This window comes from Arthrobacter sp. 2RAF6, from assembly GCF_052115205.1.
GTDB lineage: Bacteria > Actinomycetota > Actinomycetes > Actinomycetales > Micrococcaceae > Arthrobacter.
Map to the genome: position 1 here is coordinate 23211 of NZ_JBFRGF010000003.1, position 25597 is coordinate 48807.

The window sequence follows — 25597 nt, forward strand, 5'->3', positions numbered from 1 at the left end:
GGCTACTGACCGCGCTGGCTACTGGCCGACGCCGGCGAAAGCCAGAGCCTGGCGGACCAGATTGCCGCGGCCGCCGCTGAATTCCTGCTGCACGTCGTCGCTGAGGATTTCCTGAGGAGTCATCCACGTCAGCTCGAGGGCGTCCTGGCGCGGTTCGCACTCGCCCGTGACGGGGATGACGTAGACGAGGGATACGGCGTGTTGGCGGTCGTCCGTGAAGCCGGTCTGCGACGGCGCCGGAAAGTACTCGGCCACCGTGAACGGCACGGGACTCACGGGCAGTTGGGGGAAGGCCAACGGGCCGAGGTCCTTTTCCATGTGCCGCAGCAGCGCGGCCCGGATGGTTTCGCGGTACAGCACGCGGCCGGACACGAAGGAACGGACCATGGTGCCGTCGGCATCGCCCTGCAGGAGGGTACCCACCTCGTTGACGAATCCGAGCGGATCCAGACGCACGGGAACCGCCTCCACGTAAACCATGGGGAGGCGGCCGCGGGCTTCGAAGAGGTCTTCATCGGAAAGCCAGCCGGAGTACGGGTCAGGGGTACGAACACTCATGGTTAAGTTCTACCTCATCCCATGCCGTTCCATGCCGTACGAATCAGAGAGCCAGGATTGCGTCGAGCCCAAGATCCGGAACGCTCGCTCACTTATGTCGTCCAATCCGGCGACGCTCGCTCACGTTTGTGGCCAAAATCGGGATCCCTCGTGCAGATGAGGTGAGCGAGGGTTGGGGGAAGGACCGATTGAGGTGAGCGAGCGTTGGGGAAAGGACCGATTTAGGTGAGCGAGGGTTGAGGGAAGGACCGATTTAGGTGAGCGAGCGTTGGGGAAAGGACCGACTTAGGTGAGCGAGCGTTGGGCTATGCAGGCCCCGCCACGCTGATCGTCCCGCCGCGCGGGGCCTCGGTCGTGAGAAGCGAGCCGGTCCGGGCGGCGGCGAGTCCGGCGACGGCGAGCCGGGCCTCCAGAGCTGCGAGGTCGCCGTCGTACTCGAAAGCGAGGCCTCCCGCAGCCGTCTGCGGAGACTCCCGGACCAAAAGGATGCCGCCGTTCTTCGTGCTGAAATCCGCGAAGTCCCCGGACGCACGCCGCGACCGCGCGCCGATGTTGCGCAACTCCTGCGCGGCCGCCGGCACATCCGGCGTGAGCCATGTCCCGACGACGGCGAGCCTCGGATCCGCTTCGGGGCTGGTCGTGCGGCTGCTCGCCTTATCGGCAAGGAACGTGAAGCCGTCCCGGGCGGTAATGCGCACGGCCTGCCCGTGATCGGCATCGAAGAGTTCGGCACGGGTTCCGTCCGCCACGGTGCGTCGGGCGAACTCGGCCAAATCCCCGACCTCGACGCCGAATACGGCAGTGCCGTCGTCGGGCGAGTCAGTGGCTGTACGGTGCAAGGCCACTCGGCCCGAGCCGGCGTCGAACTCCACCCAATCGCCGTGGTCCTCGATGCACACAAGGCCTAGCGTCGTAAGAAGGTGCTTCCAAGCGGCGACGTCGGACGTGAACTGGATGGGGCGGACGCGCAACATGGATACTCCGCAGAAGTCAGTGGGCTTTCGCCACAGCCTAGCTGGCACCAGAATGGGGCCATGGCTGTAGAACTTGAAGAACTGATCGTCAAAGACGCTGCCGAATGGCGTTCCTGGCTCGAAATGAACGGCGCCGATAGCCCTGGCGTGTGGCTCGTGCTGCACAAGAAGGGCGGCAACGTGACGGAACTGGATTACGCCGCTGCCTTGGACGAGGCCCTTTGTTTCGGTTGGATCGACGGCCAGGGCAGAAGACGCGACGACGAAAGCGTCTTCCAGCGCATGACCCGCCGAGGCCCCAAAAGCCCATGGTCCAAACGGAACGTCGGGCACATTGCCCGTTTGGAAACCGAAGGCAAGATGACCCCGGCCGGATGGGCCGCCGTCGACAGCGCCAAGGCGGACGGGCGTTGGGAAGCTGCCTACGTGGGCCAAGCCGACGCGGAAGTTCCGGAGGACCTCGCTGCAGCCATCGCCGCCGTTCCCGAAGCCCAGGCGATGTTCGACGTGCTGACGTCGGTCAATCGCTACGCTCTGATCTACCGGACCAATTCGGTGAAGAAGGCGGACACGCGGGCCAGGAAGATCGCTGGCTTTGTCGAGATGTTGGCGCGGCAGGAAACCCCGCACCCGCAGAGGAAAAAGCCGGTGCCTGTGGTGGGGGAGTAGCCTTACTCGGGCTTCTCCTGAGACAGCGCAATGATCCACTCAGGGGTGTCCTCGCCCAGTCGCTTGTCGAGCGTGACCCTGGCCTTGGCTGCGGCGATCTGTACCTTGCGGTCCTCGGGGCTCACCGTCGCGGGACGCTGCGACGTGGCAACAACGTGGTTTTCAGATGGGTGATCGGCCTTACGACGGGTTGCTGGCTTAGCCATGTTCATCGTCAACCTCCTGCCTGCCCTTGCTGCCGTTTATGTCCCCTCCATTGTCGCCTGCGTTGTCACCTTCGTCCACCCGAATGAGCTCTGCCCGCACCGTGCCAGGGACTCCCAAGACATCGTGGGCGTCCATCCTTCGAGCTTTGTCAGCGGCCTCTAATGCGTCCTCGGTGCCGATTTTGAGGAGTGCGAGCTCTTCAGATGACGCTAGTTCGCTTCGGCCCAGCAGATCGATGGCTTTTTGGCCCATTTCCGCCTCAGAGCGGCTGCGGGACAGGGATGCGTCCAGTGCCCATTGAGCCCGGCGCCACCACTCGGACCTATCGTCTGCCCGCGCCTTCTGCCTCAAGGACAGGAGGCCGACGACCGCGGCAACGATGGCCGCTGCAAGAACAGCGAGTGGGCTCAGCGCGCTGAGGATCTGCCACCATTCCGGCGGCGCGGCGACCACGGTGACAGGCAATGGACTCGGGGACGGGTTCACAGCTCCAGACTAGGCCTCGGCACCGACAAGGTGCCGGACGCGCGCGGCGGCTTCCAGCACCATCCACGCCTGCAGTTGGGTGGAGAGTTCGACGGCGGTGTCCGCCGGGTAGGTTTCGGCGGCCGGACGCTGTGGTTCGGTCGAGAAGATGAGCCAGCCGTCGTCGTCGTACCTTCCGTAAGTCCCGTGGGCAGCGTCGGTCCGCACAGTCCGCCCCGCCCACAGCGCCTCCGCGGTGTCGAGCACTAATTGGCCGGCGGTAGCGCGGCTGGGTGCGGGCAAACGAACGTCCCCGGCGGCGAGGGCCAGGTAACGGACGAGGATTCCGGTGAAGAGTCCGCCGTCGCCGGTGCCTTCGCTGCGAAGAACGTGCCTCCCCTGAGTGTCAGGCCCACAGATCGTCAGATGTTCGGCGACGGAGGCCACCAAGGCGGCCGCACGTGCCAGGTTCGCATCCCCACCCAACTCCAACAAGGCGCCGAGTACAGGGCCCTGGTTGTAGGTGTAGACCTCTTCGGCGAGGACGAGCTTGCCTTCCCTGATCCAGGCGCCGTCGAGGTACAGGCCGCGGGCGGGTTCGAAGAGCGTGGCGTCGAGCCAGTCCACAAGCCCTTGTGCCCGCTCCGGCTTGCCGGTCCGGGCGAAGTGCAGGGCCACCGGCGCCGTGGCCGGGGTGTTCTTGAAGTCGCGTGTGGTGCTCCAGAAGGTGCCGCCGCCCATGTCGTCGGTGGAGGCCGATTCGAACTGCGGAGAGAGGCTTTCCTGCAAGCGGGCGTTGCGCCGTCGGCCGGGCTGGTGCGCTCTTTCGGCCAAGGCGTCCAAGCGCAAGGTGGCGAGGGCGAGCCATGCCATGTCGTCGTAGTAGCTGTTCACGTAGCGAAGGACATTGCGCAAGCGGATGGTGGTGACCAGGCGTGAAGCGAGCCGGCCAGCGCTCGGGCGATCACCACCGTCGAACCTTGATCCCGAGGCCAGTTCGCGAAACCCGGCGTCCACCAGACAATCGACGTAGTGCGCCTGCCACCAGTAGTTCCATGGTTGCCCCGGAAAACGGCTGGAGGGCCGGACCGGCGCGGCGAGGTGGGTTCCGGGAAGGAGGAGGAGAGGCCGTCCGAAATGCCGGGTCACCGAACGTGCGGCGTCGTCGGCACGCGCGGCCCAATCCGGTGTTCCGGAGGTGCCCTGCGAGGTGTCGGGGACGGACATGGTGACAGCCTAACGCTGCGCGCTTGGCCGCAGGCCCCTCCCCAGTGCACAATCAAAGTGATTCAGTTAACATTCATTAACGGATTTTAGTTCTGCATCAAGGAGGATGGATGGACATCAAGGGCGCAGTTGCGTTGATAACCGGCGGGGCTTCGGGACTGGGGGCCGCAACCGCAAGGCGATTGCTCGACGCCGGAGCGTCGGTGGTGCTGCTTGACCTCCGCTCCTCTCCCGGCGAGGCTCTCGCCAGCGAACTCAACGCCTCGGGAGCCGACGGCAGGGCCGTGTTCGTCCCCGCCGACGTCACCAACGAAGAACAAGTGCAGGATGCCGTCGACGCTGCCGTCGCGCTGGGTCCGCTCCGGATCGTGGTCAACTGCGCTGGCGTCGCAACCCCGGGCAAGGTGCTTGGCAAGGACGGCGTGCTGCCGCTGGAGAACTTCAACAGGGTCATCCAGATCAACCTCGTGGGCACCTTCAACGTGATCCGCCTGGCTGCCGCAGCGATGGCCCGGAACGAACCTGCCTTTACCGAACTCGGTGGCGCGGAATGCGGCGTCATCATCAACACGGCCTCCGTGGCGGCTTTCGACGGCCAGATCGGGCAGCCTGCGTATGCCGCGTCCAAGGGAGCCGTGGCCGCGATGACGTTGCCCCTGGCCCGTGAATTTGCGCGCTCGCTGGTCCGGGTCATGGCCATTGCGCCGGGCATCTTCGAAACCCCCATGCTGGCAGGCCTGCCCCAGGACGCGCAGCTCTCCCTTGGCCAGCAGGTACCGCACCCCGCACGTCTTGGCCGTCCCGCCGAGTATGCCAACCTCGTGGCGCACATCGTGGAAAACGCCATGCTCAACGGCGAAACCATCCGCCTCGACGGCGCCATCCGGATGGCACCGAAGTGAGCCAGGCGCACAGGGTGGCGGCCGCCGTCGAACACTCGGCCGGTTCCCTGCCTGATTCTTTGCCGGGGGCCGATTTTTTCGATTTCGAATCGCTCCTCAGCGTCCAGGAACAGCGCAAGCTCAACGAGCTCCGGGAATTCCTGGCCACGGAAATCGCCCCGTATGCCAAGGATTGGTGGGACAAGGCTGAGTTCCCGGCGCACATCCTGCCCAAGCTCGCGGCCCTTCGCCTAAGCACCCCCACGCACCGCGGTTACAGCAACCTCTTCGCCGGGTTGGTGATCGCGGAAATGACCCGCGTTGACACCTCCATCGCCACGTTCTTCATGGTCCACCACGACCTTTTCATCGAGGCGCTCTACGAGTTCGGTTCCAAGGACCAGCAGGACCGCTACCTGGACGACGCCTCCAATCTGCGGACCACCGGAGCGTTTGCGCTTACAGAACCGGATCACGGTTCCGACGTAGCCGGTGGCCTGCAGACGGTGGCCCGCCGGGTCACCGGGGGAGCCGACGACGACGGCGGCGACTACTGGGTGCTGAACGGCGCCAAGCGCTGGATCGGCAACGGGACGTTCTGCGATCACATGCTGGTCTGGGCCCGGGACGAAGCTGACGGCGCCGTCCGAGGCTTCATCGTGGGTGCCACGCTGCCCGGGGTGACACGGACCAAGATCGAAAACAAGATCGCCCTGCGCACCGTGCAAAACGCCGACATTGTCCTCAAAGACGTCCGGATTGCCGAGGCGGATCGCTTTTCCGGGATCAACAGTTTCGCCGACACCAACCACCTGCTGAGAGGGTCCAGGCTCATGGTGGCCTGGCAGGCCGTGGGGCAGCAGTTGGCGGCGTTCGACGTCGCCAGGAAGTACGCGCTCGAACGCCAGCAGTTCGGCCGACCGCTGGCGAAGTTCCAGCTCATCCAGCAGCAATTGGTGGACATGCTCGGAAATGCCGTGGCCAGCATGGGCATGATGGTGCGGATCGCCCAGCTGCAGGAGGATATCTACACGGACAGCAAGGGAGTGCGCCACGGCGGAGCCCAAATGGCCCAGGTGGCCCTGGCCAAGGCGTACTGCAGCGCCCGGATGCGCGAAACTGTGGCGATGGGCCGGTCCATCCTGGGCGGGAACGGCATCGTGACCGATTATCGTATGGCCAAGATCTTTGCCGATGCCGAGGCGATCTACACCTACGAAGGATCGTTCGAGATCAACTCGCTTATCGTGGGCCGGGCAGTGACAGGGGTTTCCGCGATCGTTTGAGGCGGCGCGCCATTCCGGGGCTTGTTTCCCAGACCGGAGCTTGAAGCGCGGTGATGGGAAACAAGCCCCGGTTTTGAGCCTGAGGCCTCAGCCCCCGGACAATTGGTCCTCCAGCCCGGACAATTGGTCCTCCAGATTGAAGATTTCCGTGAGTTGCACGAAGCCTTGGTCCGGCGCCCGTTCGTCGTCTTCGAACAGGAGCGCCATGTCCGCTTGCCAGCGGGCATTCACATCGGTCAGGGCCATGCGGGCTCGTGCCGTGTCGAAATCGTCGCATTCCACGTATCCCACCAGCAGCCCGTCGTCGGCAAGGAACAACGAATAGTTGTTCCAGCCGGCCACCTTGAGTTCACGGAGCATCTCCGGCCACACGGCCGCATGACGGCGCCGGTACTCGGGAATCTGGCTGGGTTTGACCGAGGAACGGAAGCAGACGCGCATGTGGATTCTCCTATCTTCCTGAATCGTTTCATTCGATGACCGCGAATCACTGCATTAATCGTGCAGCTTACCGGGCGCCGCTCCGGAGCTGGCGGTACTCCTCGCGGGCAACCGGCGTCGCGTTCGGGGTGCCCAGCTGATTGAGGGGGATACGATAGGTTTCCCGGGCCGACCAGGCAGCCACGGCGCCGATGACACAGATTCCGAAGCAGATGGACCCGATGATGAGCGGGACATTCGCCGATCCCGGCGGGGCGATTGCCGTGAAGATGCTCGGAAGGAATGCGGTGATGACGAGGCCGATGTTCTGCGAGATCGCGAATCCCGTGACGCGGGTGCGGGCCGGGAAGAGCTCCTGGAAGAAGCTGGCGAATGTTGCATTCCAGACCTGGTACAGCGTGCCCCACATGATGATCGAGAGGATGATCGTGAGCAGTACGTTGTTCTGGCTCACCGCGTACAGGTAGGCGTAGGCCAGCACACCGGAGCTCAACGAGCCGAAGATCATCAACGGCCGGCGGCCGAACCGATCCGACAGATCTCCGAACAAGGGGATGAGGGCGAGTGCGACGACGTTGGCCAAGACCGGGATCCAGAGGTAGACAGTAGTACTCATCCCGACGCCGTAACCCGGCTGGGTGGCGTACGCCGCACCGAAGACTGCGACGGTGACGCCGACGACGTTGACCAAGGTCATGCAGACTGCCCGGACCACGTCCAGGCCGCTTTCCCGCAGAACGCGGACGATCGGCATCTTCGGGATCTCCTGGTGCGCCTTTTCCTCAGTAAAAGTGGGTGTTTCTTCGACCCGGCGGCGGATCATGTATCCGGCGAACACCACGAGGGCGCTGAGGAGGAACGGAATGCGCCAGCCCCAGGATTTGAACGCTTCATTGGAGAGCACGGCGGAAAGCGGGAGGAAGACGGCCGCGGCAATGATCTGTCCGGCCTGGGTGCCTTGGAGCGCGAAGCTTGCGTAGAAGCCCCGACGACCGAAGGGCGCGTGCTCCACGATCATGGCGCTGGCGCCGCTCAGCTCGCCGGCCACCGCGAAGCCCTGGATGAGCCGGACTGCAACCAGGAGGACGGGTGCCAGAAGTCCGACCTGGCCATAAGTCGGCAACAAAGCGACGGCGAAGGTCGACGCGCCCATCATCAACATGGCGAGGACCAGGACGTTCTTCCGGCCGTGCTTGTCGCCCCATTGTCCGAGGACGAAGGCACCAATCGGGCGAGCCACGTAGCCCACGGCGTATGTGCCGAGCGAAGCGATCAGTGCAACGGTCGGGTTTCCCGCGGGGAAAAAGACGCCCGGGAAAACGAGCGCCGCGGCCTGCGCGTAGATGAACCAGTCGTAGTACTCAAGGGCGCTGCCGATCCAGCCGCTGGCTGCCGCTTTCCTCGTAGTGCTGGACGGTCGCGGTCCGGTTGAACTTCGCTGCCTGCTCGCGTCGATCTTCATATTGTCCTCCTTTGGACAAGTCGTTGGGGCCACTGGAAGGGCCTTCCCGTCTTTGGGTCTGGGTTCCAGTAGGAGGGCGGCGCCATCGCAAGAATCGGACTGAACTTCCGCTTGGTATGCGCTTTCCCATTTGGTAAGCGCTTTCCATGAGACACCCGTGCGGCCGCGCTGTCAAGGTTAAGTTGTTATGCCGGTCACAATGGCGGGGGACTCTCGGCCCGGCGTGATCGTGTCATCGATGGAGCCGCCGCGAACCCAGGGAACTAGGGCGAACCCGTGCTCCTGCGGAGGGTGACGCTGCCCGCGACGGCGGCCGGACCGCCGTCGTCGTCGGAAAGGGCCGCAATGGTTGCCAGCCGTCCGATTTCCTCCAGTGGCAGGCTCACGGTGGAGAGCGCCGGCCGGAAGTCCCGGAGCCATTCGATGTCGTCGAACCCTGCGAGGCTGGCGTCGTGGGGGACCCTGAGCCCCTGGTCCCTCAACGCGGCTGCCACCCCGATGGCCATGACATCGTTCGTAGCGAAAATGCACAAGCGCTGTTCCGGCGCCGACTGGCCGGAGGCCTTGATCCGCCAGGCAAGCTCAATACCGGCGTCGAAGCCGCCGTTCCGGTTGAACGAGACGTTCACAACATCCGCGGCGGGCTGGCCGGCGTCGGACAAGCCGCGCTGGAATCCCATAACCCGCTCATCCGAAGTGGTCAGTCCCTCTGGCCCGGCCACAATGACGAACGGCCCTTTGTGGGTGCGCGCCAATTCCCGCGCCAGATCCCGCGCAAGTTGCGCGTTAGGGACGGCGATGGTTCGGTAACTGTCCGTTTCGGCGACGCCCAGAATCGCTTGCCCGACGACGCCCACGCGCCCGCCGTTGCGGCAGTAGCGGTCCAATTCGGCGGCCAGCTCGGTGTTCGCGCGGGCATCTTCGGAACGTGTTGAACGCGATCCTGCGATGACGATCGACTCGGCCCGCCGTGCAGCGAAGGCAGCGACGGCATCTTTCTCCTCAGCGGGCGTGCCGTTGGTCGTGGCGAGCAGCACCATGCGGCGCTCCTGCCGTGCTGCGGCCTGGACGCCTTGCGCTATGGCGGAAAAATAAGGGTCCGCGATGTCGTGCACGATCAGGCCAATGAGCCCCGTGCTGGATTTCGCCAGCGCCTGGGCCTGGGCGTTCGCGATGTAGCCGAGGGTGTCGGCTGCCTGCCGGACGCGCTCGGCGATTTCCGGTGCGGGCGTCCTGGCAGAACCATTGAGCACCCGGGAGGCGGTGGCGGGGGAGACGCCGGCCAGTTTGGCCACTTCGGACAGCGTGCTTGCAGTCACAGATAACTCCTCTTCAAAAGCCTCAGTCTCGGACACTTTCAGCAACATCCGATTATTGCAGTCCTAACTGACCTTGGGAAAGCGATTGCCAGACCAGCACCTGCGTGTCATCATGAATGCATTGGGAATGCGCTTTCCCACTTCACTTACTTTCCATTGAAGAGGACTCATGGGCTACGAAACAAAGACGATCCGCATCGCCATGAACGGCATCACCGGCCGGATGGGCTACCGTCAGCACCTGCTGCGTTCCATCCTCCCCATCCGGGACGCCGGGGGCTTCACCTTGGCAGACGGCACCCGCGTCCAGGTTGAACCGATCCTGGTGGGCCGCAACGAAGCGAAAATCCGCGAACTCGCCGAACTCCACAAAGTCTCCGAGTGGTCCACCGACCTCGACGCAGTCATCAACGACCCCACGGTCGACGTCGTTTTCGATGCGTCGATGACGAGCCTCCGCGCGGCGACGCTGAAGAAGGCCATGCGCGCCGGGAAACACATTTTCACCGAAAAGCCGACGGCGGAGACGCTGGAAGAAGCCATCGAACTGGCCCGGATCGGCAAGGAATCCGGCGTGACGGCGGGCGTGGTGCACGACAAGCTCTACCTGCCGGGCCTGGTCAAGCTGCGCCGCTTGGTGGACGAGGGCTTCTTCGGCCGCATCCTCTCGATCCGCGGAGAATTCGGTTACTGGGTATTCGAGGGCGACATCCAGGCAGCGCAGCGCCCGTCCTGGAACTACCGCAAGGAAGACGGCGGCGGCATGACAACGGACATGTTCTGCCACTGGAACTATGTCCTGGAAGGCATCATCGGCAAGGTCAAGAGCGTCAACGCCAAGACCGCCACCCACATCCCGGCCCGCTGGGACGAACAGGGCAAGGAATACAAGGCCACGGCCGACGATGCCTCCTACGGAATCTTCGAGCTCGAAACCCCGGGCGGTGACGACGTCGTCGGCCAGATCAATTCCTCCTGGGCCGTCCGCGTCTACCGCGACGAACTCGTGGAGTTCCAGATCGACGGCACGCACGGTTCCGCCGTCGCGGGCTTGAACAAGTGCGTTGCGCAGCAGCGCGCCCACACGCCCAAGCCCGTGTGGAACCCGGACCTGCCCGTCACGGAGTCCTTCCGCAGCCAGTGGCAGGAAGTTCCCGCCAACGCCGACCTGGACAACGGCTTCAAGCTGCAGTGGGAAGAATTCCTGCGCGACGTCGTCGCCGGCCGGGAACACCGCTTCGGCCTCCTTTCCGCCGCCCGCGGCGTGCAGCTGGCCGAACTCGGCCTGCGGTCCAACGACGAGCGCCGCACCATCGATATCCCGGAGATTGTGCTCTGATGACCTCCCTTCTCCTCCCAAACCACGACGGCGGTACCCGCCTTTACAAGTTGCAGCCGGCCACGTCGTGGGCCAGGCCGACGGCGCCGCTGACCTCCAGGCGCGCCTATGCCGCCGCGCACGTGATTCCGGAAGCGACAGCCGACAATACCCCGGGCGCCCCGGCGCACTTGGACTGGGACGCCACGATGGCGTACCGGCACGAGCTGTGGTCCTACGGCCTGGGTGTTGCTGATGCCATGGATACCGCCCAGCGCGGCATGGGCCTGGACTGGGCCGCGACGCAGCAGCTCATCAAGCGAACCGGCGTCGAAGCGGCCTCCGTGGTGGCGTCCGGCAACACCGCCACCGCCGGCAAGACCGTCCAGGACCTCGTGTCCTGCGGCGCCGGAACCGACCAGCTGGACCTCGACTCTGTTCCCGAGGGTCCCGCCGGCATCAAAGCCGTGTTGGACGCGTACCGCGAGCAGATCGCCGTCGTGAGCGAAGCCGGACCGAAGGTCATCATCATGGCCTCCCGCGCACTGGCCAAAGCGGCAACCAACCCGGAGGACTACCTGCACGTCTACTCCACCCTCCTGGACGAAGTGGACCAGCCCGTCATCCTGCACTGGCTCGGGACCATGTTCGACCCCGCATTGGCTGGCTATTGGGGCTCGGACGACGTTGCCGAAGCAACCGAAACCTTCCTTGGCCTCATCCGCGACCACGCGGACAAAGTGGACGGGGTGAAGGTCTCGCTGCTCGACGCTTCGCATGAAGTTGCCCTGCGCGCAGCTCTTCCGGACGGCGTCCGTCTCTACACCGGTGACGACTTCAACTACCCGGAACTGATCGACGGCGACGGGACCCGCCACTCGGACGCGCTGCTGGGCATCTTCGCCGCGATCTACCCTGCCGCCTCGGTAGCGTTGCAGAAGTACGACGCCGGCGACGCTGCGGACGCGCGGGCAATCCTGGACTCCACCCGCGAACTTGGCAAGCACATTTTCAGCGCCCCCACGTTCTACTACAAGACCGGGATCGCCTTCATGTCGTGGCTCAACGGCAAGCAGCCCGGATTCCAGATGGTCGGCGGGCTGCATTCCGGCCGCTCCGTGGTCCACCTGGCGCGCACCTTCGAACTCGCCGACCAAGCCGGGCTCCTGCGCGATCCAGCGCTGGCCGCCTTCCGGATGTCCGACTACCTTCGCATCAACGGAGTGGGCGCATGAGCGACTTTTCGCGACTCTCGGACTTTTCAAGATTGTCACTGAATAGCGCCACCACCAAGAAATGGACGCTGGCCGAAGCCGTGGACGGTTGCGTCCGGGCCGGAATTCCGGCGATCGGGCCGTGGCGGGACATCGTTGCCGATGCGGGCCTGGACAAGGCCGCCAAACTGATCAAGGACGCAGGACTTCGCGTCTCGTCCCTCTGCCGGGGCGGCTTCCTCACCGCGGCCGATGCCGAAGGGCAGGCAGCCGCGTTGGCGGACAACCGGGCGGCCATCCTGGAAGCCGTGGCGTTGGATACGCAGCAGCTCTTCCTGGTGGTCGGCGGCCTCGCGCCGGGAGAGAAAGACGTCGTCGCGGCACGCCAGCGCGTGGCCGATCGCCTCGAGGACCTGGTGCCCTTCGGCGTCGAACACGGGGTCCGCCTGGTGCTTGAGCCGCTGCACCCGATGTACGCTGCGGACCGTGCCCTTATCTCGACCCTGGGGCAGGCCCTCGACCTCGCCGCACCCTACGACGCGAAGGCCGTCGGCGTCGCCGTCGACACCTTCCACGTGTGGTGGGAGCCGGAACTGAAGCAGCAGATTCAGCGGGCCGGTCGGGAAGGCCGGATCGCCTCTTACCAGGTGTGCGATTTCAACCTCCCCATCGCCTCCGACGCCCTGCTCTCCCGGGGCATGATGGGCGACGGCGTGATCGACTTCGCGACGATCGGCAGCTGGGTGCGCGAGGCCGGCTACACGGGCGACATCGAAGTGGAAATCTTCAATCAGGACATCTGGGATGCCGACGGCGATTCGGTCCTGGAAACCATGAAGCAGCGCTACGCGGAGCTCGTGCTTCCGTACGCCTAACGGCTCGGCGCGATCCCGATGACCAAATGGCCGGGAGTATCGCGGGTCCTATTCGAGAGGAGGGTGATCCGATGAAGCGTTGCGGTACGCGCCGGGTGTGAGCCCTAGGACGGTGCGGAAGTCGTTGGCGAGATGCGCTTGGTCCGAGTAGCCAAAGTGGGCCGCAATGGTTGCGATGTCGGAGTCCGGGTCGCTCCGGAGACGCTCTGAGGCTTCCTGTATTCGCCGACGACGGATCATGGCAGCGGGCGAGAGGCCGACGTAACGTACAGCGAGCCGCTGTGCTGTTCGTGCAGAAACTCCTAGACGCCCGGCTACATCATCCAAGCGCACTATCGTCGAATCAGTGTCTATGAGGTCGGCCATCATGTTCGCACGCAAACCTTCCGCGCCCGGAGTCGGCACGTTCTCAACGAACCAGCTCGTGAACGCTTCGACAGCCCGGAGATGCCGGCCGCTTGCATCCTCGGATCCCGTCATTGCGCGGACGACCGCGGCATGGACGTCCGGGAAGTCTACGGGCCCGTATGCATCTCGATGAGCTGCGGGGGCGGCCGTGAAGTGCGGGACGGCTGCGGGCCTTAGCAGGGCGCCGACAGTCCATCCTCGACCCGTGAGGTCACGGGTGGAGCGACGGCTTGTCGGTCCCGCGAAACCGACAAACGCTGGCTCCACGGTGAGATTTGACGCGGGGAACGAAATCACTTGTTGGCGCGACGTGTGTCCTGGTGCGATGTCCCACTCAGCGATCCAGAACCACCGCACCAATGAGGAGATCCGGTCCGGGGAGGGCAGCCGGGAGAACCGTGGCAGGCTCGCGGGATAGAGAATTCCGCGTGAATCTCCGGTCATACTGCGGCATTCATGAAGTTGTCGCGAATCTTCAAGCCCCGCATTGCGCCGTCCCTTTATCGTGAAGACATGTCCGAAAAAACTGAGAAAACCGCCGCTGCACACGGCGATCACACGTCCCACGGTATCCCGCATGGTTCGACCAGCCTGACGCCGTTCCTCGTTGTACCGAACGCCCCCGCGGCGATCGTTTTCTATCGCGATGTGTTCGGCGCACGCATCGTCGACGTGACGGAAATCAATGCCGTCGTTGTTCACGCCGTCCTCGATTTCGGCGACGGTCGGCTCCAGATTGGTGAACCGGCCGTCGACTACCATCTCGTACCTCCTCCTGCTGGCGACGATGACTGCTGCTCGATGGGTTTCTATTGCAATGACGTCGACGGCGTCGTCGAGCGGGCCGAGGCGGCTGGCGCTACTATCCGCGAGCCGTTGATGACTTTCGTGTCCGGGGATCGGTTCTGCAGCATTCGTGATCCGTTCGGTATCCGCTGGACCATCATGACCCGAGTCGAGGACCTCTCCGATGAGGAAAGTGCTCGCCGGGTCGCCGAGTGGGCTAAAGAACAGACCCCCTCATCCTGACGGGAGCTCCGTCGGCGCAGCCGCTGTCGCTAAGCCGCGCTCAAGTTTTACGGGTCTATCCTGCAGCGGAAGCCCTGCCGGCCGTCAGCTCGGCAACCTCGGCCGGAGACAGCTTGGCGTCGGCGATCCATACGGTGAACGTGCGGGTCATGGAGTCGCCTGCGGCAAGCTCCACCGGCCGGTCCCAGGCCAGGGCCGAACCCACTGCGGGGTAATCCGCCATCCGCACGAACCAGGGATCCTGCGCCTCAGCCTGGGCGGCGAACACCAGAGTGGCGGGGCCTTCAGGGAATTCCGATGCCCAGGCCAGCCACGGCGACGCCGAGCCGTGGACTTCGGGCTCGCCGCGACGTTCCGCTGTGAAGACTTCTGCCCCGGCGGAGGCGGGCAAACGCCAGAAGAAGCCGCCGTAGCCGCTTCCGAGGGCGCCGTTCGAGCCGGGGCTGCCCAGCGAGGAGTCGACGACGGCGGTCAGTTCTGTTCGTAGCTCGAGTTGCCACGTGCGGCGGTCAAGCAGGCTGGACCGGGCGGTGCGTAGTTCGCGGAGCAGCTCATTACCGTCCGGTGCCTGCCAGCTCAATTCCTGCTCCAGCAGGCCTGGACCCGACATTGTGGAGCGTTCGATGATGCGGCCGTGGTCTTGCCGTTCTTCGTAACGGCCTGCAGCGCGCGTGTACGTCTTGCCGCCCCAGAAATTGCTGCCGTTGACATCCTGCAACGCGAATCCCGCGCCGAGGTGCCAAGGGTGGTCAGCCGGGAGGTGGTCGGTGACTTTGACTCCGGCGAGTGTTCGGACCGGGTGCAGATAGGGCCGCGGGGAGAGCCGCGCGGCAAGTCCGGCGCCGCTCTGCAGGGTTGCCAAGACGACAGCGGGCTGGTCGGTTTCAATCGCAGAGGTGCCCGGCTCACCGCCGTCGGGCAAGCTCAAAACCGGCCGATCGCCGTCGACGGCAGGCCGCGCCCACGGCACGCCAAGTTCGCTGAAGGTGGCGTGCGCCGCCGTCGAGCGTTCCAGGGCGTCTTCGATTCCGTTGATCACGGCACGGGCGGCGTCGCCTTCGCCCTCCCAGGTGACGTACTGCCCGGCGATCAGTGCGGGAGATTCTGCGGTGCGGATGGCCTCGAGGACCTGCATGAAGGCGCCGCTGTCCGCGAGCGGACTGATCAGCGGCGCGCCGGTTGCAAGGCCCTGCACGGAGCGTAGCTGGTGACGATGCTCCAGCAAGTCCTCGGTGAGGTCCACCCGGCTGTAGACCGTGTCGCGCTTCCCGGCGGCAGAGCTGACCGTGAGGCGGTCTTCGGTGTAGTGGAACACCGCCGTACCTTCGCTGCCCTGCAGGGTGATGTACGGTTCCACGGATTCGGCGGCACAAAGAGTGAGCGCGCACGTGATGGGGAGGCCCGCGGCGGTGCGGATCCGGATCACGGAGGTGTCGTCGGATTCGATGTCGTTGGCGCGGTACAGGTCTGTTTCCACAGAGGCAAGATCGTCCACCGTCCGCGCCCCCGCGATCCTCAGCGCGGTGGCGATCGCGTGTGCCAGCGGGTTGGTTGCCACCCCGTCAACGACGTCGATGCCGTCCAGGCTGCGTTTGCCCGCCCAGCGGGAGCGTTTGTAGTAGGCGCGGTCACGCACCCAGCGTCCCGTGGCCGAGATGCCCAGAAGCGTGCCGATCCCTCCTTCCGCAAGCAGTTCCTCAATGGCCTGGAGGCCGCGGGACCCGAGGCTCTGGAAGCCGACCTGGACGCTCCTGCCGGCCGCAATTGCGGCTTCCTGCAAACGATTGAAGTCGGCGAGGGAAGCGACCGGGGGCTTCTCGAGGTACAGGTCTGCGTGGGGGAGCGTTGTGAAGGCGAGCTGTGCGTGCGTCTGGATGGGTGTGGCCACAATGACCAGGTCCAGCACGGGGGTTCCGGCCAGAAGTTCGTCCAAGGTGCTGAAGACAGCAGTTCCGGGCGGGAGGGCGCCGGGGGCAGGCGGATTCGGATCCGCTACGGCAACAAGGCGCACGACGCCGTTGGCCTGGAGCCTTTCGAGGTTCTGCAGGTGGTGCGCGCCGAAGCCGTGGACCCCCACAAGGGCCACCCGGCTTGCTTCATGGCTGGGCTGTTCGCGTTCTGCCGGGACGGGCGTGGACAGGGTGCCCATGGCTCTCCTCATCTATCCCCGGGGGCGGGGTTGCTGACGTCAGTGTCGTTCCAGGAGCGCTTGGTAAGCGCTTTCCAGGAAGAGTGTACCTTGACTTGTGGGAGATGTAACGCCCTTGGGCTACTACGTTTGGCCGACTGCGTTTACGCGGCGGTGTTAGACGATCCGTTTAGACGATCCGGCCGGCCGGCAGCTTTTCCCCGGCTTCTACCGCCACGTCGATCGAGTTTCCTGACACCGGCATAGGGCACGTTCCGTACGGGGTGAAGGCACTGGGGTAGTTGATGGCGCGGTTGAAGTCGAGCACGACGGACGCGTCAGGCCGGGGGCGCGAGACGGCCAGCTTGCGCCATTCGTCCGTGGTGTTGCCGTTCGTTTCGTCGTGGAAGGTGACGGTGAGGGCTCCGAGCTTCTCTGCCTCGGCGTGCAGGCGGATCTCGTGGGGAAGGCCAGGCGCCCGGAAAACCACCTCGCCTACGGATCGGTGCACCCCGTCCACCAGGGGATTGGCTGTCCCGATCGGAACATCCACCGGTTCGGGGTATTCCTCGAAGCGGCCTTCAATCACCCAGTCCGGGTTGTATTCATAGGTGGGAACGGCGTCGAACTCCGTCAATACCGGCGAGGAGTTGTCCCGGGTGCGGATGGCGTACTTGTCCGCGCGCATGGCGAGTTCCACCACCACCTCCGTGCCATCCGCGCCGCCGAACTGCACCCACATGAGCGATTCCTCATCCTGGAGGGTGGCCGAAATCGTGCCGTCCACGGGAGCTCCCGTCTCCACGAGCGTGAGCCCATCGGCCGCGCCCGCGGTGAGTGTCGCCGTCGTGCCATCCGTTGACCAGAGCCCCGGGACGAGCTCGACGGCGGCGGGTGCCGATTCGAGCCACTGGAAGGAGGTAAGGGTGAGCCAGCCGTGGTCCGCTGCGAGGGCGGCGTTGCGGCCGTTGCGGAAACGCTGCCAGCGTTCCAGCAGGGCGTTGCTTGCGGGGGCTGTTGCGCTCATGGTTCCTCCAGCGGCTTGGGCGGTGTTCGTTGGCTTAACCATGCACCCGTCACCACCATTCCCGGAACCCAACTGACTCGCATTAGATGTCGTTTTGAGCGCTGAAAACGACAACAACTGCGAGTCAGTTGGGTGCGCACGGCGAACGAAACGACAACATTTGAGACGGATTGCCACCCCCGCAAGAGCTGCAGGTAGGATTCCCTAGGAATATTAGTAATCCGGCTCACAGTATCCAGCGCAGTGTACGGGCCACACCCAACGCCAGAAGGTATTTTTCATGGTTGACACTGCACATCTCAGCACCGACCTTGCCGCGGAACTGCGGGCCGATGTCCGCCGCGTCTCCACGCTTCTCGGAGAGTCGTTGGTCCGCCAGCACGGCCCCGAGTTGCTTCAGCTCGTCGAGCAGGTGCGCCTGCTCACCAAGGAATCCAAGGAAGCCGCCCGCGGCGGCGCCGACGCCACAGGTCCGTGGAGCGCGCACGACGTCGTCGCCCAGGTCCGGGAGCTGCTCGCCTCCCTGCCCCTTGAGGAAGCCACTGAGCTGGTCCGCGCCTTCGCCTTCTATTTCCACCTCGCCAACGCCGCCGAGCAAGTGCACCGCGTCCGCGGACTGCGCACCCGCCAGGAAAAGGACGGCTGGTTGGCCAAAGCCGTGGCCGAGATCGCCGACGAGGCCGGAACCCAGGCCCTGCAGGACGTCGTCAATGAGCTGGACGTTCGTCCTATTTTCACCGCGCACCCCACCGAAGCCTCCCGGCGTTCGGTGCTGGACAAGATACGCAAGCTCTCGGATGTCCTGTCAGAATCCACTGTTGAGGGCACGGCCGCCCGCCGTCGCCAAGACCGCCAGCTCGCCGAGATCATCGACCAGATGTGGCAGACCGACGAACTGCGCCAAGTCCGCCCCACTCCAGTTGACGAGGCCCGAAACGCCATCTACTACCTGAGCAGCATCCTCACCGATGCCATGCCGGAAATGCTCACGGACCTGTCCGAGCTGCTGGGGGAGCACGGCGTGGTTCTGCCGGCGCACAACGCCCCCATCCGCTTCGGCTCCTGGATCGGCGGAGACCGCGACGGCAACCCGAACGTTACCGCTTCCGTCACGCGCGAGGTCTTGCAGCTGCAGAACCAGCACGCCGTGCGGATCAGCATCTCGATGATTGACGAACTGATCTCCGTCCTCTCCAACTCGACGGCCCTGGTGGACGCGGAAGAGGACCTCCTGGACTCGATCGCCGTCGACCTCAAGAACCTGCCCGGCTTGGACAAGCGCATCCTGGAGCTGAACGCGCAGGAGCCCTACCGCCTCAAACTGACCTGCATCAAGGCCAAGCTCATCAACACGGGCCGCCGCGTGTCCGCATCCAGCCACCACGAAACCGGCCGTGACTACGCGTCCACCTCGGAGGTGTTGGCCGAACTCGAACTCTTGGAAGCCTCGCTGCGCAAGCACTCGGCCGTACTGGTCGCCGACGGCGCCCTGGCCCGCGTCCGCCGTGCGATCGCCTCCTTCGGGCTGCACCTAGCGACCCTCGACATCCGTGAGCATGCCGACTACCACCACGACGCCGTCGGGCAGTTGGTGGACCGGATCGGCGTCGGAACTCCCTACGGAGAGTTGAGCCGCGCCGAGCGGTTCGAGCGGCTGAGCGCGGAGCTGGCTTCGCGCCGCCCGCTGTCCGGCCACCCCATCAAGCTCGACGGCGACGGCGACCGCACCTACGACGTCTTCCGCAGCATCCGCCACGCCCTCCAGACGTACGGACCGGACGTCGTCGAAACCTACATCATCTCCATGACGCGCGGCGCGGACGATGTCCTGGCTGCCGCGGTGCTGGCCCGGGAAGCCGGACTGATCGAGCTGTTCGGGGCGGCTCCGTATGCCAAGATCGGTTTTGCTCCGCTCCTGGAGACTGTGGAGGAGCTGCGCGCTTCGGCCGAAATCGTGGACCTGCTGCTCTCCGACCCGTCCTATCGTTCGCTGGTACGGCTGCGTGGGGATGTCCAGGAGATCATGCTGGGATACTCGGACTCCAACAAGGAATCCGGCGTCATGACCAGCCAGTGGGAGATCCACAAGACCCAGCGCAAGCTGCGCGACGTCGCCGCCAAGCACGGCGTGAACGTCCGGTTGTTCCATGGTCGCGGCGGCTCCGTGGGCCGTGGCGGCGGACCGACCTACGACGCCATCATGGCCCAGCCGAACGGAGTGCTCGAAGGCGCCATCAAGTTCACCGAGCAAGGCGAAGTCATTTCGGACAAGTACTCCCTGCCGGAACTCGCCCGCGAAAACCTGGAGCTCTCCCTGGCGGCCGTGATGCAGGGTTCAGCGCTGCACCGCACCCCGCGCACCTCCGACGACGAGCGCGAACGCTACGGCCACGTCATGGAGACCATTTCCGACGCCGCGTTTGCCCAGTACCGTTCGCTGATCGACGATCCGGACCTGCCCGCGTACTTCCTGGCCTCGACCCCGGTGGAGCAGCTCGGTTCATTGAACATCGGCTCGCGGCCCTCCAAGCGCCCTGATTCCGGCGCCGGGCTGGGCGGTCTTCGGGCCATTCCGTGGGTGTTCGGTTGGACCCAGTCTCGGCAGATCGTTCCGGGTTGGTTCGGCGTGGGCTCAGGCCTGAAGGCCGCCCGCGAGGCAGGCAACACCGCCGAGCTTGCGGAGATGATGAAGCGCTGGCACTTCTTCCAGTCCGTGATTTCCAACGTGGAGATGACCCTGGCCAAGACGGACATGGACATCGCCGGGCACTACGTGTCTTCGTTGGTTCCGGAAGAGCTGCACCACCTGTTCAAGGCAATCCGCGCAGAGTACGACCTCACGGTTGCCGAAGTGGAACTCCTGAGCGGGGAAACCGAGCTCCTGGAAGCCCAGCCGACGCTCAAGCGATCGCTCGAAATCCGCGACCAATACCTCGACCCCATCAGTTACCTGCAGGTGGAGCTGTTGCGCCGCGTTCGCGAAGCCTCCATTTCCAGCGCCGAGATCGACGAACGCCTCCAGAGGGCCATGCTCATCACCGTCAACGGCGTGGCCGCCGGCCTCCGCAACACCGGATAGCGTCACCCCTCCCTTCCGACGCTCACATGAGAGCGAGCGTGCGGCCGGAAGGGCTTGTTTGTGAGCGAGCGTTTAGGGTTGAGGAATGCCGTCGTTCCAGACCAAATTGAAGATCACCGGGCTCAAGCCAGGCAATCCGCCGGAGTCGGTGATGGCCGCTGCGCTTGAGGCCCTGGAAACGCGGCACCATGTCGAATCCAAGCAGTTGGATATCGTTGGTGGCGTCGCGCAAATCAGCCTCCGCTTCCTGGTGGAGCCGCGTGACTATCCGGGTGAGAACAGCGAGGCCCGCGCGTCGGCAGCCATGATGCGCGACGCCGTCGAACGCGTAGCACTCACTGGGAACCTTTACGTCCTGCGCCGCAAGCGGGGGAAATGGTCGCCGGTTTGAGCCCGACGTCGGGACTCGCCTAAAGGCGCGGCGGCTCGCCCGGCTCGTCCACCGGCGAGCGGTCGCCCCGGCGACGCGTGACGATCACGCCTACCACGACGCCGATCAGCAGCCCCACGCCGACGCCGATCAGTGAGCTCGCCCAGAACGGAAGCTTCGTCGTCGAGCCCGCAAAGTAGCCCAGACCGGCTTGCCACGTGGCCCACAACAGGCCGCCCAAGCCAGCGCAGAGACTGAAGCCGCGGGAGGAAACCTCGGCGATCCCGGAAGCGGCCGACGCAGCAAGCCGCCCACCAGGGATGAACCGGGCGCCTATGATCGCGCCGTACGTGGAGGAGCGCCCGGCCCTGGCGATGGCCCTGTGGATGCCCTGATGGACCCTGCGGCCCCAGGCCCAGCGATCCAGGATATGCCCCAAGCGGCGCTTGAAGAGCTGGAAAACGATGATGTCGCCCAGCCAAGAGGCGACGGCGGCCATCAAACCCACGAGCCACAGGTTGACACGGCCCTCCGCGGCCAGCGCACCACCCGTGATCACCAGCATCTCGGACGGGATGGGCGGGAAGATCGCGTCGCCCACCACCATGGGGATGATCCACACATAAATCGCGGCTCCCCAGCCTTCGGCCGTGGTGATGTCCATGGGCACAAATTACCCCACTTTGGTGCATCCGCCGGAGTGTCGTGCAAGACTGGCGCCATGCGGCTCGAAATCCTGCAAGGTGACATCACCACGCGCGCCGTCGATGCGATCGTCAACGCTGCCAACTCGTCGTTGATGGGGGGCGGCGGAGTGGACGGCGCGATCCACCGCGCCGCGGGCAGGGAACTCCTGGCCGCGTGCATGGAGGTGCGCGAGCGGTACCCGCACGGCCTACCGGTGGGCCGTGCCGTGGCCACCTCCGGGTTCAAATTGCCTGCCCGCTGGGTGATCCACACCGTGGGTCCCAACCGGCACGCGGGCCAAAACGATCCGGAACTGCTGGCGTCGTGTTTCCGCGAAAGCCTGAAGGTGGCAGCATCCCTCGGGGCGAGTTCAGTTGCGTTTCCCGCAATCAGCGCGGGGGTCTACGGTTGGGACGCGCTCGAGGTCGCCACAGTAGCGCTCGACGCCGTCAGCCGGTTCGACGACGAAGACTCCAGCGGGCTGGAACTCGTCGAATTTGTGCTGTTTAGCGCCGAGACGGCGGACGTATTCCGAAGCGTGTTCGCGGCTTCGGAAGGGTGAGGGAAGCCCGCGGGCGGCGCGCTTCTGCGGGTGGCGTCAGACGGACTGCGCCTCAAGCACGGACTTCAGCTGTCCGAGCTGTCCGACTTCCGACTCCATGGTCTTGGTGATCATCGATCCCATGAGCTTCATGAAGCCCTTGGGCTGGAGATCCAAGGCAAAGCGTACGGTTGTGCCGCCGTCGTTCTCGTTCAGGGTGAAGGATCCTGTTGGGCGGGCCGGGCCGGCAATGACCTGGAAATCGAGTCGCTTGCCCGGCTGGGCTGCGGTGATCTCGTAGTCGCCGGCGATCGTGCGGCCACCGGGGCCTGCCATCGTCTGGGAGTACACGGCACCCTTGTTGCCCGCTTCACCGCTTGCGAGGGTGACAGTCTTGACGGCTGGACGCCACAGCCTATTGTTCAGCCCGTCCGCCAGGAAGGCATAGACGTCGTTTGCGGTGCGGTTGATCGAGACTTCGTTTTCAGCGTGGGCCATGTGGTTCCTTTGCGCGAGATCGAACACCGCCCACGGTCAGCGAGCCGGCAAAACTGAGCATATACGCCCGGTCCGGTTCGCGACGGGTAACCGGACCGTTGATTCGCCGCCCCGCCGCTTGAAACCCGCGCTCGACTCTCGTCACCCGACGCTCGCTCACCTATGTGGGTGTCTGGCCGGACGCTCGCTCACTTATGTGTAGCGAGCGTCAGGCTGGGTGGGCTTCGCTCAACTCAAGGCGGCTCCGGTATTCCACGGCCTGCTTGCTGATGGGGTCAATGAATCGGATGCCACGGGCGAGCAGCTGCAGGGGCTTGGAGTAGTCGTCCGGGGCCTTGTCCAGGAGTTCGGGGTAGAACGCGTCGTTCACGATACCCAACCCGAGCGAAGCCATGTGCACGCGAAGCTGGTGGGTCTTGCCGGTGTGGGGCTCAAGCCGGTACAGCGCCCGGCGAGCCACACCGCCGTCGAACGTTCTCAGCAGTTCAATGCGGGTTTCAGCGTTAGGTTCGCCGTCGATGACTTCGGCGAGAAGGTAGCTGCGGGATTTGGTCATGCGGTTGCGCACGACGGCGGGGAACCCGACGGCGGGAAAGCCTGCGGCGGGTGCCGCGGCGGAGACGCACTCGTACTCCTTTTGCACCTGCCGCTTCTCGAAGAGCACCTGGTACTTGCCGCGGGTCTCCGGGTTGGTGGAGAGCAACAGCACTCCGGCAGTCATGCGGTCGAGCCGGTGCATCGGGATGAGGTCTGGCAAGTCCAGTTGGTTCCGGAGCCGGACGAGCGCGGATTCCTGGATGTAGGTCCCACCCGGGGTGGTCGGCAGGAAGTGGGGCTTGTCGACCACCAGGAGGTGCTCGTCCTGGTGCAGGATGTTGATCTCCACAGGCATCCGGGTCTCCGGCGGGAGGGTGCGGTAGTACCAAATGAAAGTGTGTTCTTCGAGGGGGGTGCGGGGGTCAAGGGGCGCGCCGCCCTCGCCCACGATTTCGCCGGCGTCGAACCTGTCCTCGATGCCTTGGGGGTCGATATGGCCCCAGCGGTGCATCATGTAATCCATCGCCGTGTCCCAGGGCCCCTCGTCCGGGAGACGCAGACGGGTGGCGTTGACGCCGTCACGCACTGGAAGGGGGGATTGCATCACCGGTCTATTCTACCGGGGGCCGCTAACACCTAGTACGTTGTGCCGCCCGGCAAGATGACGGGTTTGATGGGTTGCTGGTTGAAGTTGAAATCGTTCACCAAGTTGCCGAGCTGGGGGTTGTCCTCACGGACGCCGGGCCGGGGATCTGGCCGTCCGTCCGTGGCCGGGTCGAGGCGTTGGCCGTGGAGGAAGTCGTCTTCGATGAACTTCGCGTAGGCGTCGTGGCTGAGGATTTGGTGGTCGATGTTGCCTTGCTTGGCGTAGGGACTGATCACGATTCCGGGGACCCGGAGGCCGTAGCCGTTTTGGTCCACAGTGGGCGGGGTGACGTGGTCGTAAAAACCGCCCCAGTCATCCCACGAGAGGAAGATGGCGGTGCTGTTCCAGTCCGGGCCCGACATGACGGCGTTGATCAGGCCCGTGACGTAGGCCTGTCCGGTGCTGATCAGCGCCGGCGGGTGCTCGCTGACGGCTCCGGTGGGGTTGATCCAGCTCACTGCAGGCAATGTGCCCTTCTTGGCGGCGGCGTAGAAGTTGGTGAGGGACTGGATGTTGCCTAGCTGGCCGTCCTGCTTGACGGTGTCGAAGTAGGGCAGCGGATTCCAGATGCCCGGCGTCTTCGCGTTCTGGGCTACGGGAGCGCAGGACATGGCTGCGTCGTCTTGGCAGTCGGGCTCAGTGCCGTTGAAGACGTAATAGGCCCAGGGCACATCCTGTTTGTGGAGCAGGTAAGTCAGATCGGTCCAGGCGTAGTCAGGGGGAGCAAGCAGCTTCGCGGCGGCAAGCAGCTTTTGCTTGAGCGACTCGGAGAGGGCTGCTTTGTCGATCGCGGCCTGGCAACTCGTATAGGAATCCGAGCCGGCGCAGTTTTGCGTGATGAGGGTGTGCAGTTGCGCAGCAATGTCCGGGGTGATCCCCGCTGCGGTGAGCGCGTCCTGGCAGGCCTTGTTCTGCAGGCCGGCCCGGCATTTGCCGATGAGGGTGGACTGGATCGCGGAGGTAAAGTCCGGCGGACTGCCCGGATTCTGGAGGGCGTTCACGCAGGATTGCGGGTCGCCCGCCCGGCTGCATTTGGCCGACCATTCCGAGACCATGTACAGGTGCTCGGGCAGGCTCCAGGAGGCATTGGGTTCAAACATGTGGTCCTGCAACGTGAAGTTCTTGGCATACGCCCAGTAGTTGGGCAGGTCGCGCGCGTCGTGGTAGCCCATCACGTCGCTTTGGTTGCCGCCCGCGCAGGCTGGGGCGTTCGGTGCGCAGTTGGTTGACGCTTTCTCGGCTTGCGCGATGAAGCCGTCCATTTTCCCGCCGTTGATGTCAGCCGCGGCATTGCTCTGGCTGTGCGGGCCTCCGGAGTTCCGGTCAGCGGGGTCGTAGTACGGTTTCACGCACGAGCCGTGGGTCGGATCGGGAACGCACACCGCGGGGGAGCCGTTCTGCATCGGTATCCCGTCAGCTCCGGGGAACGTCCCGAAGTAGCTGTCGAACGAACGGTTCTCCTGCATGATGACGATGACATGTTGAATCTTCGAGATCCCCGTATCCACGGCCCCAGCACCGCTCGCACCGCCCGCCACGGCGGGGGCGCCAGCACCGCCCGCCCCCGCCCCCGCCGCCACCAGTGACCGGGACCAGGACGCGCCGAAAAAGACGGCAGCGCCCACAAACGCGATGACCGCGACGATGGACAAGGCAGCGAGGGCCGGACGCCGTAAAGCCCAGGCCCGAATCCGCCCCCTTCGACGCCTGAGTGGCCGATCGGCTCTGGACTCAGCGGGCGGACTTTTGAA

General features: G+C 64.9%; 25 protein-coding genes. 10 read left to right on the forward strand and 15 right to left on the reverse strand.

Features of this window, described 5'->3' with window-relative positions:
- Nucleotides 1-18: 18 nt before the first annotated feature.
- Both AB4Z38_RS02760 and AB4Z38_RS02765 read right to left on the reverse strand, forming a co-directional pair.
- Nucleotides 19-558, reverse strand: a complete 540-nt coding sequence (locus tag AB4Z38_RS02760) for an NUDIX hydrolase family protein (protein WP_059388553.1) — start codon at nucleotides 556-558, stop codon at nucleotides 19-21.
- 305 nt (nucleotides 559-863) lie between these two features.
- Nucleotides 864-1532: a VOC family protein gene (locus tag AB4Z38_RS02765; RefSeq protein WP_441428287.1), complete on the reverse strand. Its 669-nt coding sequence runs from the start codon at nucleotides 1530-1532 to the stop codon at nucleotides 864-866.
- Between the two features lie 60 nt (nucleotides 1533-1592).
- Here AB4Z38_RS02765 and AB4Z38_RS02770 point away from each other — a divergent pair, with 60 nt between their 5' ends.
- Complete coding sequence (locus tag AB4Z38_RS02770; protein ID WP_441428288.1) at nucleotides 1593-2201, forward strand: YdeI/OmpD-associated family protein; 609 nt, start codon at nucleotides 1593-1595, stop codon at nucleotides 2199-2201.
- A gap of 2 nt (nucleotides 2202-2203) precedes the next feature.
- Here the strand turns inward: AB4Z38_RS02770 and AB4Z38_RS02775 are convergent, their stop codons facing one another.
- The 3 genes from AB4Z38_RS02775 to AB4Z38_RS02785 are packed head-to-tail and all read right to left on the reverse strand — an operon-like array spanning nucleotide 2204 to nucleotide 4100.
- A complete protein-coding gene (locus AB4Z38_RS02775) occupies nucleotides 2204-2407 on the reverse strand; it encodes a hypothetical protein (RefSeq protein ID WP_441428289.1) in 204 nt (67 codons plus the stop codon).
- Nucleotides 2400-2894 (reverse strand): hypothetical protein, encoded by a 495-nt coding sequence (locus tag AB4Z38_RS02780; RefSeq protein ID WP_441428290.1) that lies wholly within the window; start codon nucleotides 2892-2894, stop codon nucleotides 2400-2402. The genes AB4Z38_RS02775 and AB4Z38_RS02780 overlap by 8 nt, the downstream gene beginning before the upstream one ends.
- Before the next feature lie 9 nt (nucleotides 2895-2903).
- Nucleotides 2904-4100 carry a glycoside hydrolase family 76 protein gene (locus AB4Z38_RS02785; RefSeq protein WP_441428291.1) on the reverse strand — a complete coding sequence of 399 codons (1197 nt, stop codon included), beginning with the start codon at nucleotides 4098-4100 and terminating at the stop codon, nucleotides 2904-2906.
- 110 nt (nucleotides 4101-4210) lie between these two features.
- On the opposite strand from AB4Z38_RS02785, the gene AB4Z38_RS02790 reads away from it, so the two are divergent.
- Entirely contained in the window at nucleotides 4211-5002 is a 792-nt protein-coding gene (locus AB4Z38_RS02790) for a 3-hydroxyacyl-CoA dehydrogenase (RefSeq protein WP_441428292.1), read from the forward strand.
- Nucleotides 5003-5016: 14 nt separating this feature from the next.
- On the forward strand, nucleotides 5017-6267 hold the full coding sequence (locus AB4Z38_RS02795; protein WP_441428458.1) for an acyl-CoA dehydrogenase family protein: 1251 nt from the start codon (nucleotides 5017-5019) through the stop codon (nucleotides 6265-6267).
- Nucleotides 6268-6354: 87 nt separating this feature from the next.
- Here AB4Z38_RS02795 and AB4Z38_RS02800 read toward each other — a convergent pair whose 3' ends face one another.
- From AB4Z38_RS02800 to AB4Z38_RS02810, 3 genes are all read right to left on the reverse strand, one after another.
- Nucleotides 6355-6708 carry an L-rhamnose mutarotase gene (locus tag AB4Z38_RS02800; RefSeq protein WP_441428293.1) on the reverse strand — a complete coding sequence of 118 codons (354 nt, stop codon included), beginning with the start codon at nucleotides 6706-6708 and terminating at the stop codon, nucleotides 6355-6357.
- A gap of 67 nt (nucleotides 6709-6775) precedes the next feature.
- Nucleotides 6776-8170, reverse strand: a complete 1395-nt coding sequence (locus tag AB4Z38_RS02805; protein ID WP_441428294.1) for an MFS transporter — start codon at nucleotides 8168-8170, stop codon at nucleotides 6776-6778.
- Between the two features lie 263 nt (nucleotides 8171-8433).
- Complete coding sequence (locus AB4Z38_RS02810) at nucleotides 8434-9489, reverse strand: LacI family DNA-binding transcriptional regulator (RefSeq protein WP_441428295.1); 1056 nt, start codon at nucleotides 9487-9489, stop codon at nucleotides 8434-8436.
- A 169-nt stretch (nucleotides 9490-9658) separates the two neighbouring features.
- Between AB4Z38_RS02810 and AB4Z38_RS02815 the strand changes: the two genes are divergently transcribed.
- The 3 genes from AB4Z38_RS02815 to AB4Z38_RS02825 are packed head-to-tail and all read left to right on the forward strand — an operon-like array spanning nucleotide 9659 to nucleotide 12896.
- Nucleotides 9659-10828 (forward strand): Gfo/Idh/MocA family protein, encoded by a 1170-nt coding sequence (locus AB4Z38_RS02815; protein WP_441428296.1) that lies wholly within the window; start codon nucleotides 9659-9661, stop codon nucleotides 10826-10828.
- Entirely contained in the window at nucleotides 10828-12042 is a 1215-nt protein-coding gene (locus AB4Z38_RS02820; protein WP_441428297.1) for a dihydrodipicolinate synthase family protein, read from the forward strand. Before AB4Z38_RS02815 ends, AB4Z38_RS02820 begins: the two co-directional genes overlap by 1 nt.
- Nucleotides 12039-12896 (forward strand): sugar phosphate isomerase/epimerase family protein, encoded by an 858-nt coding sequence (locus AB4Z38_RS02825; protein ID WP_441428298.1) that lies wholly within the window; start codon nucleotides 12039-12041, stop codon nucleotides 12894-12896. The genes AB4Z38_RS02820 and AB4Z38_RS02825 overlap by 4 nt, the downstream gene beginning before the upstream one ends.
- Before the next feature lie 48 nt (nucleotides 12897-12944).
- On the opposite strand, the gene AB4Z38_RS02830 is transcribed toward AB4Z38_RS02825, so the two are convergent.
- Complete coding sequence (locus tag AB4Z38_RS02830) at nucleotides 12945-13748, reverse strand: helix-turn-helix domain-containing protein (RefSeq protein WP_441428299.1); 804 nt, start codon at nucleotides 13746-13748, stop codon at nucleotides 12945-12947.
- Between the two features lie 69 nt (nucleotides 13749-13817).
- On the opposite strand from AB4Z38_RS02830, the gene AB4Z38_RS02835 reads away from it, so the two are divergent.
- Nucleotides 13818-14333, forward strand: a complete 516-nt coding sequence (locus AB4Z38_RS02835; RefSeq protein ID WP_441428459.1) for a VOC family protein — start codon at nucleotides 13818-13820, stop codon at nucleotides 14331-14333.
- A gap of 55 nt (nucleotides 14334-14388) precedes the next feature.
- Here the strand turns inward: AB4Z38_RS02835 and AB4Z38_RS02840 are convergent, their stop codons facing one another.
- On the reverse strand, nucleotides 14389-16482 hold the full coding sequence (locus AB4Z38_RS02840) for a DUF6807 family protein (protein ID WP_441428300.1): 2094 nt from the start codon (nucleotides 16480-16482) through the stop codon (nucleotides 14389-14391).
- 169 nt (nucleotides 16483-16651) lie between these two features.
- Nucleotides 16652-17488, reverse strand: coding sequence for a DUF1684 domain-containing protein (locus tag AB4Z38_RS02845; RefSeq protein WP_441428301.1), 837 nt, complete (start codon nucleotides 17486-17488; stop codon nucleotides 16652-16654).
- A 280-nt stretch (nucleotides 17489-17768) separates the two neighbouring features.
- Between AB4Z38_RS02845 and ppc the strand changes: the two genes are divergently transcribed.
- Together ppc and AB4Z38_RS02855 are read left to right on the forward strand one after the other, a co-directional pair.
- Entirely contained in the window at nucleotides 17769-20567 is a 2799-nt protein-coding gene (gene ppc, locus AB4Z38_RS02850) for a phosphoenolpyruvate carboxylase (protein ID WP_441428302.1), read from the forward strand.
- 85 nt (nucleotides 20568-20652) lie between these two features.
- The gene (locus AB4Z38_RS02855) at nucleotides 20653-20958 is read left to right on the forward strand and encodes a hypothetical protein (RefSeq protein ID WP_441428303.1); all 306 of its coding nucleotides are present in this window, start codon (nucleotides 20653-20655) and stop codon (nucleotides 20956-20958) included.
- Between the two features lie 19 nt (nucleotides 20959-20977).
- On the opposite strand, the gene AB4Z38_RS02860 is transcribed toward AB4Z38_RS02855, so the two are convergent.
- Entirely contained in the window at nucleotides 20978-21601 is a 624-nt protein-coding gene (locus AB4Z38_RS02860) for a DedA family protein (RefSeq protein ID WP_441428304.1), read from the reverse strand.
- A 57-nt stretch (nucleotides 21602-21658) separates the two neighbouring features.
- Here AB4Z38_RS02860 and AB4Z38_RS02865 point away from each other — a divergent pair, with 57 nt between their 5' ends.
- Nucleotides 21659-22186, forward strand: coding sequence for an O-acetyl-ADP-ribose deacetylase (locus tag AB4Z38_RS02865; RefSeq protein ID WP_441428305.1), 528 nt, complete (start codon nucleotides 21659-21661; stop codon nucleotides 22184-22186).
- A gap of 36 nt (nucleotides 22187-22222) precedes the next feature.
- Here AB4Z38_RS02865 and AB4Z38_RS02870 read toward each other — a convergent pair whose 3' ends face one another.
- The 3 genes from AB4Z38_RS02870 to AB4Z38_RS02880 form a co-directional block, all read right to left on the reverse strand.
- Nucleotides 22223-22663, reverse strand: a complete 441-nt coding sequence (locus AB4Z38_RS02870) for an SRPBCC family protein (RefSeq protein WP_441428306.1) — start codon at nucleotides 22661-22663, stop codon at nucleotides 22223-22225.
- Nucleotides 22664-22871: 208 nt separating this feature from the next.
- The gene (locus tag AB4Z38_RS02875; RefSeq protein ID WP_441428460.1) at nucleotides 22872-23804 is read right to left on the reverse strand and encodes an RluA family pseudouridine synthase; all 933 of its coding nucleotides are present in this window, start codon (nucleotides 23802-23804) and stop codon (nucleotides 22872-22874) included.
- 32 nt (nucleotides 23805-23836) lie between these two features.
- Complete coding sequence (locus AB4Z38_RS02880) at nucleotides 23837-25498, reverse strand: alkaline phosphatase family protein (RefSeq protein ID WP_441428307.1); 1662 nt, start codon at nucleotides 25496-25498, stop codon at nucleotides 23837-23839.
- Nucleotides 25499-25597 lie beyond the last annotated feature (99 nt).

Coding starts and splice junctions, on each gene's coding strand:
- AB4Z38_RS02760 (WP_059388553.1), bottom strand. CDS start 558: ATGAGTGTTCGTACCCCTGACCCGTACTCCGGCTGGCTTTCCGATGAA.
- AB4Z38_RS02765 (WP_441428287.1), bottom strand. CDS start 1,532: ATGTTGCGCGTCCGCCCCATCCAGTTCACGTCCGACGTCGCCGCTTGG.
- AB4Z38_RS02770 (WP_441428288.1), top strand. CDS start 1,593: ATGGCTGTAGAACTTGAAGAACTGATCGTCAAAGACGCTGCCGAATGG.
- AB4Z38_RS02775 (WP_441428289.1), bottom strand. CDS start 2,407: ATGGCTAAGCCAGCAACCCGTCGTAAGGCCGATCACCCATCTGAAAAC.
- AB4Z38_RS02785 (WP_441428291.1), bottom strand. CDS start 4,100: ATGTCCGTCCCCGACACCTCGCAGGGCACCTCCGGAACACCGGATTGG.
- AB4Z38_RS02790 (WP_441428292.1), top strand. CDS start 4,211: ATGGACATCAAGGGCGCAGTTGCGTTGATAACCGGCGGGGCTTCGGGA.
- AB4Z38_RS02800 (WP_441428293.1), bottom strand. CDS start 6,708: ATGCGCGTCTGCTTCCGTTCCTCGGTCAAACCCAGCCAGATTCCCGAG.
- AB4Z38_RS02805 (WP_441428294.1), bottom strand. CDS start 8,170: ATGAAGATCGACGCGAGCAGGCAGCGAAGTTCAACCGGACCGCGACCG.
- AB4Z38_RS02815 (WP_441428296.1), top strand. CDS start 9,659: ATGGGCTACGAAACAAAGACGATCCGCATCGCCATGAACGGCATCACC.
- AB4Z38_RS02820 (WP_441428297.1), top strand. CDS start 10,828: ATGACCTCCCTTCTCCTCCCAAACCACGACGGCGGTACCCGCCTTTAC.
- AB4Z38_RS02825 (WP_441428298.1), top strand. CDS start 12,039: ATGAGCGACTTTTCGCGACTCTCGGACTTTTCAAGATTGTCACTGAAT.
- AB4Z38_RS02830 (WP_441428299.1), bottom strand. CDS start 13,748: ATGACCGGAGATTCACGCGGAATTCTCTATCCCGCGAGCCTGCCACGG.
- AB4Z38_RS02835 (WP_441428459.1), top strand. CDS start 13,818: ATGTCCGAAAAAACTGAGAAAACCGCCGCTGCACACGGCGATCACACG.
- AB4Z38_RS02840 (WP_441428300.1), bottom strand. CDS start 16,482: ATGGGCACCCTGTCCACGCCCGTCCCGGCAGAACGCGAACAGCCCAGC.
- AB4Z38_RS02845 (WP_441428301.1), bottom strand. CDS start 17,488: ATGAGCGCAACAGCCCCCGCAAGCAACGCCCTGCTGGAACGCTGGCAG.
- ppc (WP_441428302.1), top strand. CDS start 17,769: ATGGTTGACACTGCACATCTCAGCACCGACCTTGCCGCGGAACTGCGG.
- AB4Z38_RS02855 (WP_441428303.1), top strand. CDS start 20,653: ATGCCGTCGTTCCAGACCAAATTGAAGATCACCGGGCTCAAGCCAGGC.
- AB4Z38_RS02860 (WP_441428304.1), bottom strand. CDS start 21,601: ATGGACATCACCACGGCCGAAGGCTGGGGAGCCGCGATTTATGTGTGG.
- AB4Z38_RS02865 (WP_441428305.1), top strand. CDS start 21,659: ATGCGGCTCGAAATCCTGCAAGGTGACATCACCACGCGCGCCGTCGAT.
- AB4Z38_RS02870 (WP_441428306.1), bottom strand. CDS start 22,663: ATGGCCCACGCTGAAAACGAAGTCTCGATCAACCGCACCGCAAACGAC.
- AB4Z38_RS02875 (WP_441428460.1), bottom strand. CDS start 23,804: ATGCAATCCCCCCTTCCAGTGCGTGACGGCGTCAACGCCACCCGTCTG.